We start from the raw sequence: 17,974 nt of genomic DNA, 5'->3' as shown, positions 1-17,974 counted from the left end.
TTTTTCGTTTATACTGTGTCCAGAGTAGTCCCATAGAGTGCCCCCACATCCGGGGTATTTAGGGGGCATTAATGGGGGCATTTTCTCAAAATTACTCGATGCTCATGAAAAATGCCCCCACTATCGATAATGGAGGCGGTATGTCATTGACTGATATGCAAATAAAACAAGCGACGTCTAGAGAGAAGGCATACCGGCTGAGTGATGGCAAAGGATTGTATCTGGAAGTAACGCCTGCTGGTTCAAAATGCTGGAGACTCAAATACCGCTTTGCCGGTAAAGAGAAGCGCCTATCGATAGGCATGTACCCGAGAATTACACTCAAGGAAGCTCGTAAAGCGACTGATTTGGCGAAAGACCAGTTAGAGCAGGGCATAGATCCTTCTCAAGCGAAAAAGGCTAAGAAGGCTGCTCAGACAGAAGCGCAGCTGAATAACTTTGAGAACATTGCGCTAGAGTGGCATAAGCAACAAGCTGCCAATTGGTCGCCTAGCTATACCGATAAGGTTTTACGTGCTATTCAGCGAGATCTTCTGCCCTATATAGGGACCCTGCCCCTGGATGATATTACCCCTCCACAATTGTTGGCTGTACTGCGTCGTGTAGAAAATCGTGGAGCGACGGAAAGTGCACACAGGATAAAACAGGTCACGGGCCAGGTGTTTCGTTATGCCGTTGCGACAGGGCGAGCGCAACGAGATATCACTCCAGATTTGAAAGGAGCATTGGCGACGCATAAGACACAGCATTTTTCCGCAATTATCGAGCCTGACAAGGTAGGTAAGTTTTTAAATATGCTACACAGCTATGAAGGAACGTCAACGGTGCGTGCAGCGCTACAGCTTGCTCCTTTAGTCTTTGTTCGACCCAAAGAGTTGCGGCACGCTGAATGGCAAGAGATAGACTTAGAAAAAGCAGTGTGGCGTATACCCGCAGTGAAAATGAAAATGGGGGTAGACCATATAGTTCCACTCAGTCGTCAAGCGATTGAAATTTTGGAAGAGCAAAAGCTTTTGACCGGTCATTGGGATGGGTATGTTTTCCCTTCAGCAAGAAGTCCTCGTCGTCCTATGAGTGATAATGCCATATTGTCAGCTTTCCGGAATATGGGGATCAGTAAAGAAGAAATGACGGGCCATGGCTTTAGGGCAATGGCCCGTACCCTGCTTGATGAGGTCTTAGAAGAGCGAGTGGAGTTGATAGAGCACCAGCTCGCCCATGCAGTAAAAGATCCACTAGGCCGTGCTTACAATCGTACAGCTCACTTGCCGCAACGGACGAAGATGATGCAGCGCTGGGCGGACTATCTTGATGAGTTAAGGGCAAAGGCAGGGTAGTTGTCCCTCCCTAGTAGCTTGAGATAATCTAGCTACCCTATCTAGTGGAAGCTGCAGTTAAGGCCTGTATCGAGCTATAGCGGATCAAATTTAACGGTTACTTGGGGGGATTAGTTCCCATTGTAAGTATTTTTCCTTTATAGCGTTGATCTAGCGTGGGATGTTCTTGCGCATTATTGTACTATTTCAGTAACTTATTAAATTTCAATCGGAAGTGACTGAGTTGTCTTGGGAATAGTTTTTTTCCTAAGATAGAAAGTAATTAATCATTGATGACGCGATTTGTCAGGCCAGCAACATCTGATAGATGATGCTGTCGAGTGTAATGCTTGGGTAATCTGTAGAATAATCAGGGTGCTGCACCGCAATTAAGGACAATATATGACACCGGATTTAACTAACAACCTTGTTAGACTACGTACATGTGTAGCGTTTCTAGGTGAAAAGGGCCGGCACAGCTGGTGGCTAAGCACTTTTTTGTCTCGTTCAGGTGAGGCGTTTCTCAATCCCGTATTCCCCAAAACGTCCGTTTTAGCGCGAGTTAGCGGAGCGAGTGCGGCGGCACAAGTTACTCATGATGAGCATATTGGTGTCGGGGATGTCTTTCATCTATTTCGGCTGCCTGAAAATGTTGAGCACGATATTAGTCAGTCGCTGATAAAAGATGCAACCATTATAGAGAGTATAGGGTCAGAAGATGATGCCTATATACTCCTACAAGAGCTTGCTTGTGGAGATACAATGCAGGGTATAGGACCATTATTACTTGATCAGGGTGAGATCAACCAATCAGTGATGAGGCACATGGCTGCAGCGTATTTAAGTGGCTTTACAAATAAGCAGGCAGTTTATCCTTATTACCGAGGTCAGGCGTGACGGAACAGGTATATTACACAACACAGCTACAAGCAGGTTTAGGACTTATTGAAGAAACCCAAACACTGTTAGGTCTGTGGCAATTAGACATGGGTACCCAAGACTTGTTTAATGCTGCCCTAGATTCGGGTGAATTTCCCAATGTTACTGCTCGTCGCCTTCGCAATATAGTGGCGGAGTGCTTTGGCCCGCGATATTTAAATTCTGCCCACCAGCCTGTTAAGTGGCTTCAGACACTTAACCATCGAATCTCTACTAGAGCCTTAAATCAATTATTTTTTATCTATACCTCTAGGGCAAACCTTATCTTGCGAGATTTCGTTACCCAGCTGTACTGGGAACGCTACGCATCGGGTTATACAGAAATTAGCGGCGAAGACTCAACAGAGTTCGTACAACGCGCCACCTATGACGGTAAAACTAAAAAGCTCTGGTCAGAAACAACCATCAAGCGTTTGTCGTCCTACTTGTTGAGCGTCTGTGTTGACTACCAATTGTTGCAGCCATTAACTCGAATGTCGCGCCAAATAACGCCGATCCGCATAGATCCCTGCGCCACCATTATTCTTGCCTATGACCTCCACCTACAGGGCATAGCTGATAACAACCTAATTAATCACCCAGACTGGCAACTCTTTGGCCTAGAGTCAGAAGACGTTCGCGATGAACTTAAGCGTCTGAGTGTTCATAAATTCTGGATCATTCAGACTGCCGCTGATGTTGTCTCTATTAGCTGGGCGTATAAAACCATGGAAGAGGTCGTAGATGTCATCATTGAAACAGGACTTTGATGAGCTCGTTACCCGCATCAAGCAGGGTAGAGAGTTTCAGCACGCTAGTTTTGAGCCTATCTACTATTTGGTGTTTTCACCGAAGCAGATCATCGAGGTAAAACGTCAAACCAAAGCATGGATTCAGATGCTGCAAAAGCAGGGTTGGAATGTACACACATTTTCCATTGCTGAGCATGTGAATGATATCCTCCAATCGGTGCCTGCCTTTCGTCGTAATATATGGCTCAAACAAGATGCCGCTGCACCTCAGGAATGGACAAAAACTAATAACTCCCTGGCCAATACACTCAATGATAAAGAGAAAGGCCTGCAAATTCGATTAGAGCAAAAGCTCAATGAATTAGAAGGTGACGAAAAAGCATTGCTACTAGTCACCGACTTAGAAGCACTGCATCCATATATGAGAATTGGCTCAGTAGAGAGTCAACTGCAGGGCCGCTTTAGCGTGCCAACCGTATTTTTGTATCCCGGCGTACGCACAGGGCAAACCCGCTTAAAGTTCCTGGGCTTTTACCCAGAAGATGGCAACTACCGGTCCATGCATGTTGGTGGTTGAACCAGTGGAAGAACATAACAAGGAATAGCTATGCAAATTAAACAACTCTTCGATCCATCGAAAGGCATTGATCGCGCAATCGAAAAAGTGATCACCTACGGTGCTGATGCTGAGAAACGTCTCAAATCGGAAATTACCGAATATGTGGCTACTGATAGCATCGAAGAGCACTTTTTTGATCTGCTCTCAAAAATGCAATTAGCTATGGAGCAGGGTGGCGAGAATGAGGTCGGTGTCTGGGTGTCGGGATTCTATGGCTCAGGTAAAAGCTCCTTTACCAAATATCTGGGCTTGGCATTTGATGATTCCGTTGAAGTTGATGGCCGCCCCTTTATAGATCATCTTAAAGATCGTCTAACCAAATCTCAAACGAAATCACTGCTCACTACAGTATCTAAGCGATTCCCTGCCGCGGTAGTAATGTTAGATCTTGCATCAGAGCAGGTTGCCGGTGCCACCATGGAAGATGTGGCTACCGTGCTTTACTACAAAGTACTGCAATGGGCGGGTTACTCGCGCAATCTCAAGGTGGCAGCCTTTGAGCGTAAGTTGCAAAAAGAAGGGCGATACGACGAATTTTTGGAGTTATTCAAAAGCTACACTGAAGGCGAAGAATGGAAAGCTTTACAAAATGATGAGCTAGTTGTGGATGGTTTGATTCCTGCCATTGCGCACGAGATGTATCCACAGTTATTCAGAACAGATACCGCATTTTCCACTGAATCAAGCGAAATAATACGCTTCGAAAATGATCGCGTGGCTGAGATGATTGATATCGCACGGCAGCACTCAGGTAAAGAGCACATCATCTTTGTTGTTGATGAAGTGGGCCAATATGTAGGGTCTCGCGATAACCTCATTTTAAACCTGGACGGCTTAGCCAAAAACCTGAAAAACATTGGTGATGGAAAAGTATGGTTGATTGGTACAGCACAGCAAACATTAACTGAAGATAATGAAAGAGCAGCACTAAACTCAGCGCAACTTTATAAACTTAAAGACCGTTTCCCCATTCAAATAAATCTTGAATCCAGTGATATTAAAGAGATCTGTTACCGGCGATTACTGGGAAAATCACACAGTGGTGAAGATCAGCTAGGGCAGTTATTCGATCAACACGGTCAGGGCTTGCGACACGCCACCAAGTTGGAAGATGCAAGAGTCTATGAAGCTGACTTTGATAAAACTAGCTTCATCAATCTTTACCCATTCTTACCAGCGCATTTTGAGGTACTTTTAACCCTATTAGGACAGCTTGCAAAATCCACTGGCGGTATCGGTCTTCGTTCTGCGATTAAGGTTATTCAAGATGTTTTGATAGAAGGTGCGAATGGGCAGCCTATAGCCAATGAAAATGTTGGCATGTTGGTGAATACCGTCACACTTTACGATGCACTTGAAAAAGATCTTAAGCGTGCTTTTCCCACAAAGCATCAAGCCGTAGGTAAAGTACAAAGCTCCAATTTCTATGATAGTGAAATACACATCAACATTGCCAAAACTGTTGCTGTTCTGGAGATACTTACCAATCTACCAGTCACACGTCAAAACACCATGGCGCTGATGCAAGCTAGCATTACCCAAACGCAAGATGAAGCTACTTTCAATACGGCGGTCGATCAATTAATCAATGAAGCTAATATTCCATTTAGTGAGCAAGATGGCTATCTGGGTTTTATTAGCGAAAAACTTACAGAGATACAACGTGCGCGTAATGAGATAGGCCTCAAAACTATCGAGTTGCGTAAAATTCTTAGCGAAACATTAAGAGGGTGTTTATCACCTCTGCCTAAAGTTCAAGTTGAAGGCTCCTTAAGCGTAGAGACAGGCCTTAAGCTGCAAAACCCTAATGGCCTACCCAGTGGGCTAGCAGGAGAGAGAAATCCCGTACAAACGCTTATAGATTTTGTTCATCCCAGTGAATACGACAATAACATGGCAGCACTGGTTACGGACTCTCGTGAAAAGGCCAATCAAAACACCATTTATTTATTAGGGAGAAAATCCCCAGAGGTTGATGAGCTGCTGGCCAATATTTATCGTTGCGAAGAAATTGCTCGCCGCCACCGCAACGATGCCGACAAAGAAGTGAAAGAATACTGTAATGCGGAAGTTGACCGCGCACAGGGTAAGCTTGTGCCCGAGTTGCAACGCATCCTCAAGCGCTCATTGCAATCAGGCTCTTTTGTATTTCGTGGCACTAATACCGCCGTGGATACCTTTGCGCAAGATCTATTGGAATCAAGTAAAAAGCATCTTAAAACAGTGTCTGATCGCGTCTACGAGCGTTACAACGAAGCTCCGTATCGTGCTCAAACAGTCTTGGCTGAAAAGTTTTTAAAGGCTGGTTTGAGTGGTGCAACCAGTGAAACGGATCCATTAGGTCTAGTCGTTAAAGACGCGAGTGGTAGCTTCACTATTGATGAAAACAATAAAGGCTTGATCAGCATCCGTGACTACATAGACCGCTATGGCACGGTCGATGGCAAAAAAATCTGTGAAGATTTTAGTCGCCCCAAGTTTGGCTGGGCTATAGATACTACCCGCTATATGTTGGCGGCTATGCTCAGCGCTGGCGAGATTAAATTGAAAATCGCAGGGCGCGAGTTAACCAGTGTGGGTCAGCAAGCAATTGATGCCTTCAAGACTAACAAATCCTTTGCCAATGTGGGGATATCGCTGCGTGACGATAGGCCGTCCAATGAAATGTGTGCCTTGGCTGCTGAGCGCTTGGGTGAGGTCATTGCCGATGGGAATATGATCATCCCTCTTGAGGAAGAAATCAGCAAAGCCGCGCAGAAAAACTTTCCGGTATTTCAGCAACAGTTTGGCTCACTAGGCGAAAAACTCAATCGCCTTAATGCGCCAGGTCAAAGCCGAGTTGAAGAGTTGCAACAAGTGCTTAGAGATGTGTTGTTTAATGATTGTTCTGATGCCACTCAGCGTATGGGGGCTGAAGAATCACCCTTATACAGCAATCTAAAATGGGCGGCTGAAGTTAAAATTAGTTTGGATTATGGGTTGGAGTCCACCTTATTAGAGCTGGATTCCAAGTGTAAGGGCATAAAAGGCCTGCCAAATTCAGGCGTCCCCGGTGAATTGAAGTCTGAGTTGGCAGGTGATCTTGAGCAGCTACAGCAGCGCTTACAACAGGAAGATTTTCATAAATATCAAGCTGATCTTTCCACCATGCTGGGTAACATCAAAGCGCGTGTGGCCGATGCGGCTAGCAAGATGAATCAAGATGTTGAACAGAACTTAAAAAATAAACAAGAAGAACTGCCCCGAAGCCCCGGTTGGGAAGAGTTAACAGCTGATGAGCGTAATAGCTTGTTAGGCCAGTTGGAGAAATTTAGCGGTGAAGTCGAACAAAGCTTGAGCGGTATTAAGACCTTACTGAACAGAGATTATGAAATTACTACCTCTCTACGCCAATTGCAGCAATCAGTAAAGCAGACGGCTGAAAATCGTCGCCTGCAACGTGAACAAGAAATTGCTGAAAAAGAAAAGAAGGAAAAAGAAAAAGGGATCTTTAAACCGAAAGTTTACAGTCAAAAAATTCCGGTGCCGAAAAGCCTTAAATCCAAAGACGCTATTGATTCTGTGATAGATCAATTGCAAGAAGTGAAGCAGAAATTAGAAGGATTTCATGAAATAGATATCATCTTCGAATTTTCTGATAGTAACGAATAGGGCTGGGAAAAAAATGGCATTTGATCAAGTAACCCGAAATCGCTTACAAAAATTTGTTGGTGACGCTCGTAAATTACTGAGTGAAGAGTTCATCCAGCAGTTGCAAAACACCTATGGGTTAGATCCAGTCACGGGTGCTATCGCAGAACTTAGTGCTTTACCGGCGCTAAGCCCCAGTGAACAACAGACCGCTACTTTATTACGCGATACATTAGGGCACTATCTGGCGGCTAGCCATGAAACCGAGCCGCACAGAAATAAAAAACTAGTTATAGCAGCACTCGATCGTGTTGTGCGCGAGCAGGCCTTTACCGTACTTAATCGCTTAGCGGCACTGCGTATGGCAGAAGCCCGTCAATTTTTGATGGAGTCTATTAGCCAGGGCTATCAATCAAAAGGTTTTCAGCTATATCAGCGTATTGCTGGCAGCAGCCTGGGAGAAACTGGTAAAGCTTACCAGTACTATCTGTTTAGTGTGTTTGATGAGCTGAGTTTAGATTTAGCGGTATTGTTTGATCGTTATTCTAATCAAGGTCGTTTATTCCCCCGTGAAACCGTACTGTTGGAGTTGCTGGGTCTGATTAATCACGCCGAACTTGAAATGCTTTGGGCTGAAGATGAGACAGTTGGCTGGATTTATCAATACTTTAATTCTAAAGAAGAACGCAAAAAAATGCGCGACGAATCGCAAGCGCCACGTAATAGTCGTGAGCTTGCTGTTCGTAACCAATTCTTTACCCCCCGATACGTTGTGGAATTTCTTACCGATAATACCTTAGGGAGAATCTGGTATGAAATGACTCAGGGCAATACGGCATTGGTAGATAGCTGCCAGTACCTTGTGCGACGCCCCAATGAGATGTTTCTCAAGGTCGGCGAACAAGCACCAAAGCAGGATGAGCAAGATACAGCCGAGCTTAGCCAGGCAGAGTTACTTCAACAAACGGTTTATATAGAGCATCGTCCAATCAAAGATCCCCGTGATATTAGAATGCTCGATCCGGCCTGTGGTTCAATGCATTTTGGCCTTTATGCATTCGACCTCTTCGAGCAGATTTACACAGAAGCTTGGGATATTGAAGCGGAAAAAGGTAGAGGAATATTCTTTATTGAAGAGGGCGCTGTACCAAAGGATGCACTTCACGAGGCCTACTCATCAAAAGAGAATTATTTAGCTGATGTTCCTCGCTTAATCATCGAGCACAATATCCATGGTGTGGATATCGATCCCCGTGCAGCGCAAATTGCAGGCCTTTCCCTTTGGCTTCGTGCACAAAAGTCATGGTCTGATAATGCGATTAAACCTAACCAACGACCGAAAATTCAACGCTCTAACATTGTCTGTGCCGAGCCTATGCCGGGTGAAACGCAACTTCTAAAAGAATTCACAAGCCAAATTCAGCCACGAGTCTTAGGGCAGTTAGTAGAAGAAATCTTCGATAAAATGCAACTGGCAGGTGAGGCAGGAACACTTTTAAAGATAGAAGAAGAAATTCAAGTGGCTATCGATGATGCCAAATCTCAAAAAGACGAAAAAGTACTGGAAGTTCAAGGTGGCTTGTTTAGTGGTAATAAATGGGAAGTGCGTGAAGGTAAGCGTTATTACAACTTTGGTGATGTTAGCGAAAATTTCTGGGGAGAAGCGGAGCAATTAATACTTTCGCAACTTGAGCTTTACGCAGAAGCCGCTACAGGGTCTGGTTTAGGTCAAAAACGTTTGTTTGCTGCCGATGCTGCAAAGGGATTTGCTTTTATTGATCTGTGTAGGAAGAAATATGACGTGGTGTTGATGAATCCACCATTTGGTGAGTTTTCTGAGCGTCACAAGGTCATTGCTGATAGTGAATTTACATCTGGAGGGCACGAGATTAGCTCGTCATTTGTTGAGCGATGCCTCTCGATGCAGTTTGAGGGTGGGCGACTCGGATGTATTTCATCGAGAGCGATTTTTTTTGGGGTAACTACTAAGAATTGGCGAGAGTATATTTTGAATAATGCCTCAGTTTCTAGTTGGGTGGAGCTGGGGGCTGGAGTACTTGATGACGCTATGGTTGAAACGAGTATGTATGTACTTGAGAATAGCGATAACATCGAAGACTCGCTGTTTTCAAAAAATATTAATTCGCTTGTTGGCTTTGATGGTACTCGGAAGAGCGAGGATGTCTATCTTCTTGATGCCAGAAGCTTTTTATCTCTAAATGCTTTCCCATTCTCATATTGGCTGCACCGTAAATTATTTAAAGCGATAAACAATAACCCCTCCCTAAGTGAAAGCGGGATTAATGTTAAAGTCGGTTTACAGTCTGGTGATGACTTTAGGTTTGTTCGAACTTGGTTTGAAGTGGACTCAAAACCTAGCTGGGTTCCGTATTCTAAGGGGGGTGATAATAGCCCTTTTTGTTCAGATGTTCATTTGAAAGTGTTTTGGGCGAATAAAGGACATGAGGTTTCATCACATAAATCTTCAGTAACTAGGAATTCGACTTACTACATGAAGGAAGGGTATACATTTTCGTATAGAACCAGCCGGTTCTCGCCAGGTATTATGCCTCGCAATACAATCCCCGGTGTAGCTGGAATGGGAATATACGTAAGTGATGATCTTGACCTGTTTTCTATATTAGCGTTGCTTAATTCTTCTGTGGTCAATGAAATAATTTCAACTAGGCTTGGCAGGATGGATAGCGCATCCCTGTATCAAGCCGGCGTGATTTCACCTACGCCTTTGCCAATAATTCCCAAGTTTATGGGGGATGAATTATCTGAAATATCTAAGAAGTTAGTCAGTGTTGTTAGGAATTGTTTTTCTGCTTCAGAAACATCGCGGTATTTTGTAGGTATTATCAGAAGTAATGAGTCCTTTGATAAGCAATTGGAGGAATATCAATGTCAGTTCGATCTTGCGATAGAGAGCTTGATATCGGGCTATAAAGATATTGACAGAATTTCTCTAAGTATTTATTCATTTCCTGATGCTGGGCTGAGCAAATGGAAGGAGAGGTTCGAGGGCGCAATCAGGTCGACTTTAATGAAATATAGGCCCAACCAATATGATTTTTTATCTTATTTTGTTGGTAAAGTATTTGGTCGTTGGGCTGATATATCTGAATCGATCATCGACTTGTTGGACTGCCCTGATGTCCCAGTAAACCTAATAAGTGTGGATGAAGGGGCTTCAGTTATTGAGATGGGATTTGGTGTAAGCAAAGACTTGTCAGATCTTGTTATGTGCGAAGCATCTAAATACTGCAAAAATGATCCGTCGGAGGAGTTTGAGCGGGCAGGCATATCAAATGTTCAGTCTTTCATTCAGAAACCAAATGGATTTTTTGCATATCATCTAAAAAAATACAGCCTGAGCAAAAGATCTGCACCTATATATTGGCCATTAAGTACAAAGTCCAGTAGCTACACTTTATGGGTGTATTATCCGCGCATTAATTCTCAAACGCTTTATTTTTGCATTAATAACTTACTGGAACCAAAGATTGAAAGTGTTGTAAAAGAAGTAAATCTTTTAAGGAAGATGGAAAGTAAGGGAGGGGAAGAAGAGAGAAGGCTTTCTGATTTAATTGCCCTTGAGGTGGAGCTAAAAGATTTCAAAGATGGCTTGGAATTATTGGCGGGTGTTTATAAACCAAATTTTGACGATGGCGTGCTGTTGTGTGCTGCTCCTTTGTTTAAGCACTTTCAACTTACTGCATGGAAAGATAACTTGCATGCTGTGTGGAAAGATCTTGAAGACGGTAAATATGATTGGTCTAAAATGGCGTTCAATTTTTGGCCTAATCGAGTGCTTGAGCGTTGTTTTGAGGATCGGAGTATGGCTATTTCTCATGGAGTAGAAGATGATCTTTGGGAAGAGATCGAGGTGTCCGGAGCAAGAGGAAAAGGCACTAAGCTAAAGTGGCAACCTAAAGAAATGACTGAGGCTGAACTTGATGCCTATATCAAAAATAAGATCGCACAAGGATAAGTCGCTAACATGGATATTGAAAAATACCTTTCAACTCAAGTATTCGAAAAGCGACTGGATCAACGTGTATTAGTGGTTTACGACGCTGGACATTGCTATCGCGATATCTGTTTATCGATGGCGTCAGCGGCCTTAACTATAGTTGATACATCAGAATCTAGTATCGAAAGCCGTGAGCAAGCATTGCAAACCCTGGCTAGTTTTGGCCAGGGAGGTCAAAAGTTACTGATTTACGTACCGACTGGTATGCCTGTTACAGACGAAGATAAACAGAAAGACCCTTTCAGTGTTTACAGTGCCTGCGGTGAGGGCTTCCCAAATGGTGATGGCGATAGCTATTTAAACCTTTGTTTAAAAGCCAAGCCGGATCATCAAACTGAAGTGAGAAAGGCATTCGAACAAGACTCAAATCCAAGCTTTGCTGTGATTAATGGTATTGGTGGTGGTTTGCAGTGGCCTACCCTGCGTGCATTACTTAAAGTTGAATCTTCCCCGGAAATTGTCAGCGCATTGATGGTGCCCGATGAGAAGCAAAAAGCTGAATTGCATAGCAATGAAGCCTGGGCGGCTGAAGCTAAGCAGCTGTTCGATCAGGTGTTGGGTTTAACGCTCACTACTCGTGGTAAGAAATGGAAAAGCATCAGCGAAGAGTTGTGGCGTTTTGTCCTGTTCAGTGAATTTGTGTTTGATCTGCCCGGCGAATTACCCGAGAGTTTGGCGGGTGTGCCCAAAGCCCATTCTGCCGCTAAACCTATTATCGAAATTTTGTGTGATGGCCTTCGCCAAGATCTGCGTAAACAGGAAGATTATATTCACTATGCCGAACAGATTGAGCGGGATTTAAACCTAGAGCAGATTTGCCAATCTGTTGACGATTTAGGAGCTAGGGATACCTTTCCCTTTGAAGAGCGTACCTTCTTGCAAGTGGCGATCAAAGCCATTGAATCCAATGATCTGAATAGTTTGAACGATATTCTATCTCAGCGTAAAGCCTCTATATGGAGTAATCGCGGTGAGAATGAAACCCAGTGGGATTTGGTGGCGGCGGCTAAAAGCTTAATTGAATCTTGTAGCGACTTATTGCGTGAGCTGCCAGAGCACAGTGGCAGCCAAGCGGCGTTGCTGGATTATTACCTCACCAGCTTGCGCGAAGCTGATCGATTGCAGCGCGAGTTTGAACAGGCGGTCACCGACTATTGGGATGCCCAGGGTTTACTAACACCTGTGATCGATAAGGCCCGCCACGAATACCGTAAGCTTGCAGAGAAAGTACAAATTCTCTTTACCAAACAGTTGGCCGATACCGGTTGGCCACCTCAAGGGCGGTTATACAATGCAGATGTTTTCGATGAGATAGTTGCCCCCAAGCTGCAAACCAGTGGACAGCGTGTAGCCTATTTAATGGTAGACGCTTTACGTTTTGAACTGGGCCTGGAGCTGGAAAAACAACTCAAGGATGAATTCGAAATTACCTTAAAACCGGCTTATGCTTGTTTGCCGAGTATTACCTTAATCGGTATGGCCAGTCTGTTACCTGGTGCAGGTAAAGAGTTGTCTATTAAAAAGGGCGATGCTGGCATGGCGCCTATGTTAGGTGAAATACCGGTAAGCACGGTACCACAACGTATGGGTGTTTTTGAAAAGCGCTTTGGTAGCCGTTTTGCTCAAATGCGTGCCGATGACTTTATCGATAATAACCACAAGTTTAAAAAGTCAGTAGAACTGGCCGTGTTGCGTAGTGTTGAGATTGATACCCAATTTGAAAATACGCCTAAAACAGCCCCCAGTGTCATTCTACGAGAATTAAAGAACCTACGTGTGGCGATCAGCATGTTGCAAAGCCAGGGCTTTAATCACGTAGTCATCGCTACTGACCATGGCTTCTTTATGAACCGCCAAGCAACAGAGGGGGATGTCTGCCCTAAACCTGCCGGAGATTGGTACCTCACCCATGAGCGTATCGCGCTCGGTAGTGGTAATGCTGACCATCATCATTTTGTAATACCTGCTAGTAAAGCGGGCATCAAAGGAGATTACAGTCATCTGGCAGGCCCCAGCACCATGGCGGCTTACAGCAAAGGTAAACTCTATTTTCACGGTGGCGCATCCTTGCAAGAATGCGTGGTGCCGGTGATGGAAGTGAAATTGAAAGGGCAGACCAAAGTCGCGCAGCAAGCCGTTGTGTCTTTGAGTTACAAAAATGGCGCTAAAGTTATCACGTCCCGCCGGCCCGTGGTTGAGCTGTCTGTCACCAGTGATGATATGTTTGCTCAACCTGAGATCTTACTAGAAGCACACAGTGACGCCGGTGATGTCATTGGAGAAGCGAAGATTGGTGGTGTAGTTAATGCTGCAACTCGTACAGTGAGCTTGCAGTGTGGTGATAGCCAGAAAATTACTATCATTATGGATGATGATTTCGAGGGTGTGTTTACGATCAAAGCACTTAATCCAAACACGTTGGCCGAATTTACGCACATTAAACTCAAAACAAATTATTTGGATATGTAGCTTATGGACGCACTAGACGAAAAGTTACTCGAACATTTTGAAGGTAAGGCGGTAAGAAAGGATCTCTTACACCGTATCAAAAAGGGCACTAACGTACCGACCTTTGTGCTGGAGTTTTTGTTAGCGCGTTTTTGTGCCAGCGATGACGAAGATGAAATTCAGGAAGGCTTAAGTGCCGTTCTAGAAACTCTTAACGACAACTATGTGCGGCCTGATGAAGCCAATGCTGCTCAATCAAAAGTAGCCACCAAAGGTCGCCATAAGTTTATCGATAAAGTACATGTGCGCTATGTAGAGAAGGAGAAGCGTCATTGGGCAAGCCTAGAGAACTTCAACTCACAACGTATTGCCATTGGTGAAAAATTCTATAAAAACAATGACCGCCTGCTGGAAGGCGGTATTTGGGCGGAAGTGACTCTTTGTCATAATGAGATTGAAGAAGACGACTATGCTTTCTACATAGAAGATCTTCGACCCATTCAGTTAAGTCGTTTTGACTATGACGCATATTGTGAAAAGCGGGCGAGTTACAGCCGTAATGAATGGCTGGATATCGTTATGCGTTCTGTTGGCCTGGAGCCAACCAAACTTACTAAGCGGGTTAAGTTTCATTTCTTAGCGCGACTGGCATCCCTAGTAGAGGCAAATTACAACTTTATAGAGTTAGGGCCCAGGGGGACGGGTAAGTCTTATTTTTACAGTGAATTCTCCCCTTACTCCACGTTGATTTCCGGCGGTCAGACCAGCAGCGCATCTTTGTTTTACAACAATGCCAGGAGAAAAGTAGGCCTAGTAGGGTACTGGGATACCATCGCCTTTGATGAAGTTGGCAATATGCGTGTAAAAGACCCGGATACCATTCAGATCATGAAAGACTTTATGGCTAATGGACGTTTTTCCCGTGGTGCTGAAGTTATTGCCGATGCCAGTATGGCTTTCATCGGTAATCTCGATCTGGGTGTGAAACAGGTGGTTAATTCCACCGAGTACGATTTGTTTCAGCCGTTACCTAAGGAGTTTGATTTAGCTGTTATGGATCGCTTCTGTATGTACATGCCGGGCTGGGAAATGCCAAAAAACAGCTCTGAATTTCTAACGGATAACTACGGGTTTATAACAGATTACTTAGCTGAAGCTTTTCACTACCAATTAAAACATACCAATCGCTACGAGGAAGCAAATAAGCGCATTAAATTGGGTGGATGTGTTGAAGGTCGAGACGAGAAGGGCATCAAAAAGACTGTGGCTGCTTTTCTAAAAATGCTTCACCCTCATGGACAATGCTCGGATGAGGAATTTGAAGAATATGTAGTGTATGCAATAGAAGGTCGCCGCCGCGTTAAAGAACAAATGAACAAGCGTAAACCCGATGATGAGTTCATAAATATTGGATTATCGTTCTTTAATACTGCAGGTAAGGAAGTCGTAGTTAGTTGCCCTGAAAGCATTGGAGCAGAGGCCACACTTAATCCGAATAAACCCGGTGTTAGTTCAACGACGCTTGACGAAGGTGAAAGCCATAAGCCTGAAGCGGCCCCCTCGACTCAAGTAGCACCTGAACAGCCAGTAGCAGCTCAAGATACTTCTGTGGCTTTTGAACCAGTACTTCCCGAGCTTAAAGAGCAGCACTACACGATCACCTATGATTCCACTGGTTACAGTTATGAGTCCATCATTGTGCCGTACCTTGCAGGTGCGAAGTCAGTTGTGATTGAAGATCCCTATATTCGTGCAACCCACCAGGTACAAAATTTCATTCGCTTCTGTGAGACGATCTTAAAACAGCCTACGGTGAAGAAAATCCAGCTGATTACCAGTTACGACGATCAGACAAACGTACAGGAAATGGCCGAACGCCTTCAAGACGTTAAGCAAAGCCTGTTGGAACTGGATGTTGAATTGGATATCAAGGTGAACGAAAACTTACATGATCGGGAAATTCGTATCGATAATGGATGGACAGTGAAAATTGGCCGTGGATTAGACTTCTTTCAAAAGCCTGATACTTGGTTTAGCGTAGGGGTTAATGATTTATCACTACGAAAGTGTTTGGAAACTAAAGTAGATATTTTCAAAACGTAAAGGAAATAGCTCGCAAAGAGTCCGTATCGACATTTTCATCGATAAAAGCACGGATCAGGGAGGGGAAATGAATTCAGAAAGTGAGTTGTTAGAGTCATTGGTTTCGGCACAGGATATTAAACAGCTCAATAACAGGCTAACAAAGCTGATGGCAGAGCGAAGTATTCATGCCGCAATTGATGGAGATAAACTTAAAGTCCTTGTCGATTCTATTCTGGAACGCTCAGCTTTGGTTTCAGATGCTGATAGGTTGTTGGCTTTGGCAATGTTGGGACGTCTTGCAAACGTGGCCCGCAAACGCTCTGAAACCGTTTTAAATGGTGCACAACAGTTATTTCGTGATAAATCACCGGTTTCTTTAGATGTTTTGGCTGATGGCGATGAACGCTATTATGCTGCACTTACTATCAGTAATATGTCAGCGAACTGGGTAACAGAATACTGCTTTTTTGAGGCAATCAATACTGATACGGCTGAGAAAGCACGAAAGGAGCTTTTGAAGGCGGCACTGAGAGAAAGCGGAACACTATCGCATTTCTTCTCTTCTCTGGCTCTGTATGTCAAGTCACTCTCATTGATTGAGAACCCTGAATCTCGTGCAAAACGTGTCCGACGTATTCTGATATCCCTCGTTGAAGTTTGTAACGAATGGAAAGGAGAATGCGGAGCATCACCAGGCCCTCAACTTGCTGAGCTGGTTTCCACGCTACAGCTAACGCGCGATAGTATCGAAGATCAAGTGTTCGGTGACATCGCCGATGCCGTTTTAGAGCTACTTCTGAGAGTAATTCAGCTTCGTTTTTCATTCGCGTTGTTGTCTGAATCTTACTCTGTTCTAAGCGTACTCAAACGTGTTCTAGGGCGCTCCATTTGGGATACTTATATTCGGCGCTCGGCTCAGGTTGTTGGCCTGCGAGAGTGCCTCCTTGAAACGGTTCTTGTACTAGCTCGACAAAATAAGACCGACGATGCCTTTCTCTCACTTTTGTCTGAGGTTTATGGCAGTAGAAGCAACATTAGTCTACCTCTCAAAAAGCGACTTGAGCTGGCACAAGACATCGATCCTGGCATACGTGATTGGTGGGCATCAGGCGGGAAGAAGAAAAGGGAAGAGGGATCTCCAGAACATAAGGTCGATGTTTCTGTCGACCAGCAAATAGGCTCCTTGATGATCGAAGTATCCGGAGCTCAAGCCCCAATGGCAAAGCTCAATAGTGCTGTAGTACCTATTCTGGGTATTTCTGAGCCAGTGCTAGCCGCGTCTGTAAAGAGCGCTGCCAACGGGTACGTCAATATTGACCGTATAGCCAAACAACTTGCGCGCATGCGCAAACTTCAGCTCACTGATATAAAGGGGGCTCGGATCGAATATAACGCTATGGAACATGACATGCTTGGTGGACATCAATCTGGTGTTCGTATGGTCAAGGTGGTTCGAGAAGGGGTTCAAAAAGACTTTTCAGGGCGGATCAAAACACTCGTGAAAGCGTGGGTTGAGCCGATTAAAGACTAAGGAGAAGTAGTCATGAAAGCAGTGGAAGCAAAGGTCATTATTAGCAATCTGCTAGAGCGCATCGTTGAGGATGATCGTGGACGATACACTTTACCTGGCTTGTTAACGTCTAAGGAGTTGTCCTCTCTGCAACTAGCGATCATATCTCTCGATAGCTCAGAAGTTGCTTTTATAATACCTGAGCCTGATATAGAAGAGACTAGCAAAACGAGTTCTGCCGAGGAAACGAAATTCGAAGAATCGCTGGCTGACGTAGTGAAAGAGCATCCTAACGAAATTACTTCACATCCATCTGTTAAGCTCGATGTCTTGAAATATCCTATCGAAGAAACCAAGATACGTGTTTGCCTAGATTTCGGTACTGCAATGTCTAAGGCGACCCTGGTTGCTGATGAGACAGGCTCTGAACCAGAACGGATAGAGGTGCTCGAGTTAGGCATTCCTGGCGATCAGCCTGAAGTGAGTGATCACATGCTCGTATCTTCTGTGTATATAAGTGATGACGGAGAGTTATGGTTTGGTCAATATGCTGTCGCACAATCACAAAACGAGTGCCTAGGGAACCTGCGATTAAGTTACCAAATGCGGTCTAACTTCGTTGTTTTGTCTTAAATCCCGAAAAGGAAGCAGTAAACC

10 protein-coding genes are annotated in these 17,974 nt (G+C 44.4%); all 10 read left to right on the top strand.

What is annotated here, in order from left to right:
- Window positions 1-71: 71 nt before the first annotated feature.
- The 10 genes from Q0499_RS14695 to Q0499_RS14650 all read left to right on the top strand — a co-directional run bounded on the left by Q0499_RS14695 (window position 72) and on the right by Q0499_RS14650 (window position 17,950).
- Complete coding sequence (locus Q0499_RS14695; RefSeq protein WP_299200517.1) at window positions 72-1,337, top strand: integrase arm-type DNA-binding domain-containing protein; 1,266 nt, start codon at window positions 72-74, stop codon at window positions 1,335-1,337.
- A gap of 381 nt (window positions 1,338-1,718) precedes the next feature.
- Complete coding sequence (locus tag Q0499_RS14690; protein WP_299200516.1) at window positions 1,719-2,213, top strand: BrxE family protein; 495 nt, start codon at window positions 1,719-1,721, stop codon at window positions 2,211-2,213.
- Window positions 2,210-3,004 carry a BrxA family protein gene (locus Q0499_RS14685; RefSeq protein WP_299200515.1) on the top strand — a complete coding sequence of 265 codons (795 nt, stop codon included), beginning with the start codon at window positions 2,210-2,212 and terminating at the stop codon, window positions 3,002-3,004. The genes Q0499_RS14690 and Q0499_RS14685 overlap by 4 nt, the downstream gene beginning before the upstream one ends.
- Entirely contained in the window at window positions 2,979-3,563 is a 585-nt protein-coding gene (locus Q0499_RS14680; RefSeq protein WP_299200514.1) for a BREX protein BrxB domain-containing protein, read from the top strand. The genes Q0499_RS14685 and Q0499_RS14680 overlap by 26 nt, the downstream gene beginning before the upstream one ends.
- 30 nt (window positions 3,564-3,593) lie before the next feature.
- Window positions 3,594-7,256, top strand: coding sequence for a BREX system P-loop protein BrxC (gene brxC / locus Q0499_RS14675; RefSeq protein WP_299200512.1), 3,663 nt, complete (start codon window positions 3,594-3,596; stop codon window positions 7,254-7,256).
- Between the two features lie 13 nt (window positions 7,257-7,269).
- On the top strand, window positions 7,270-11,232 hold the full coding sequence (gene pglX / locus Q0499_RS14670; RefSeq protein ID WP_299200511.1) for a BREX-1 system adenine-specific DNA-methyltransferase PglX: 3,963 nt from the start codon (window positions 7,270-7,272) through the stop codon (window positions 11,230-11,232).
- 9 nt (window positions 11,233-11,241) lie between these two features.
- A complete protein-coding gene (locus tag Q0499_RS14665; RefSeq protein ID WP_299200510.1) occupies window positions 11,242-13,743 on the top strand; it encodes a PglZ domain-containing protein in 2,502 nt (833 codons plus the stop codon).
- A 3-nt stretch (window positions 13,744-13,746) separates the two neighbouring features.
- Window positions 13,747-15,825: a BREX system Lon protease-like protein BrxL gene (gene brxL, locus Q0499_RS14660; RefSeq protein ID WP_299200509.1), complete on the top strand. Its 2,079-nt coding sequence runs from the start codon at window positions 13,747-13,749 to the stop codon at window positions 15,823-15,825.
- A 67-nt stretch (window positions 15,826-15,892) separates the two neighbouring features.
- Complete coding sequence (locus Q0499_RS14655) at window positions 15,893-17,338, top strand: hypothetical protein (protein ID WP_299200508.1); 1,446 nt, start codon at window positions 15,893-15,895, stop codon at window positions 17,336-17,338.
- Window positions 17,339-17,350: 12 nt separating this feature from the next.
- A complete protein-coding gene (locus Q0499_RS14650; RefSeq protein ID WP_299200507.1) occupies window positions 17,351-17,950 on the top strand; it encodes a hypothetical protein in 600 nt (199 codons plus the stop codon).
- Window positions 17,951-17,974 lie beyond the last annotated feature (24 nt).

The sequence above is a fragment of the uncultured Amphritea sp. genome, from assembly GCF_937127095.1.
Lineage (GTDB): Bacteria > Pseudomonadota > Gammaproteobacteria > Pseudomonadales > Balneatricaceae > Amphritea.
The sequence above is the reverse complement of the archived record's forward strand: the minus strand, read 5'-3'. Positions and strand labels throughout refer to the sequence as shown.

Bases quoted from the DNA above. Each gene is read 5' to 3' on its own strand.
- pglX (WP_299200511.1), top strand. From the start codon at position 7,270: ATGGCATTTGATCAAGTAACCCGAAATCGCTTACAAAAATTTGTTGGT.
- Q0499_RS14665 (WP_299200510.1), top strand. From the start codon at position 11,242: ATGGATATTGAAAAATACCTTTCAACTCAAGTATTCGAAAAGCGACTG.
- brxL (WP_299200509.1), top strand. From the start codon at position 13,747: ATGGACGCACTAGACGAAAAGTTACTCGAACATTTTGAAGGTAAGGCG.
- Q0499_RS14655 (WP_299200508.1), top strand. From the start codon at position 15,893: ATGAATTCAGAAAGTGAGTTGTTAGAGTCATTGGTTTCGGCACAGGAT.
- Q0499_RS14690 (WP_299200516.1), top strand. From the start codon at position 1,719: ATGACACCGGATTTAACTAACAACCTTGTTAGACTACGTACATGTGTA.
- Q0499_RS14650 (WP_299200507.1), top strand. From the start codon at position 17,351: ATGAAAGCAGTGGAAGCAAAGGTCATTATTAGCAATCTGCTAGAGCGC.
- Q0499_RS14680 (WP_299200514.1), top strand. From the start codon at position 2,979: ATGTCATCATTGAAACAGGACTTTGATGAGCTCGTTACCCGCATCAAG.
- Q0499_RS14695 (WP_299200517.1), top strand. From the start codon at position 72: ATGGGGGCATTTTCTCAAAATTACTCGATGCTCATGAAAAATGCCCCC.
- brxC (WP_299200512.1), top strand. From the start codon at position 3,594: ATGCAAATTAAACAACTCTTCGATCCATCGAAAGGCATTGATCGCGCA.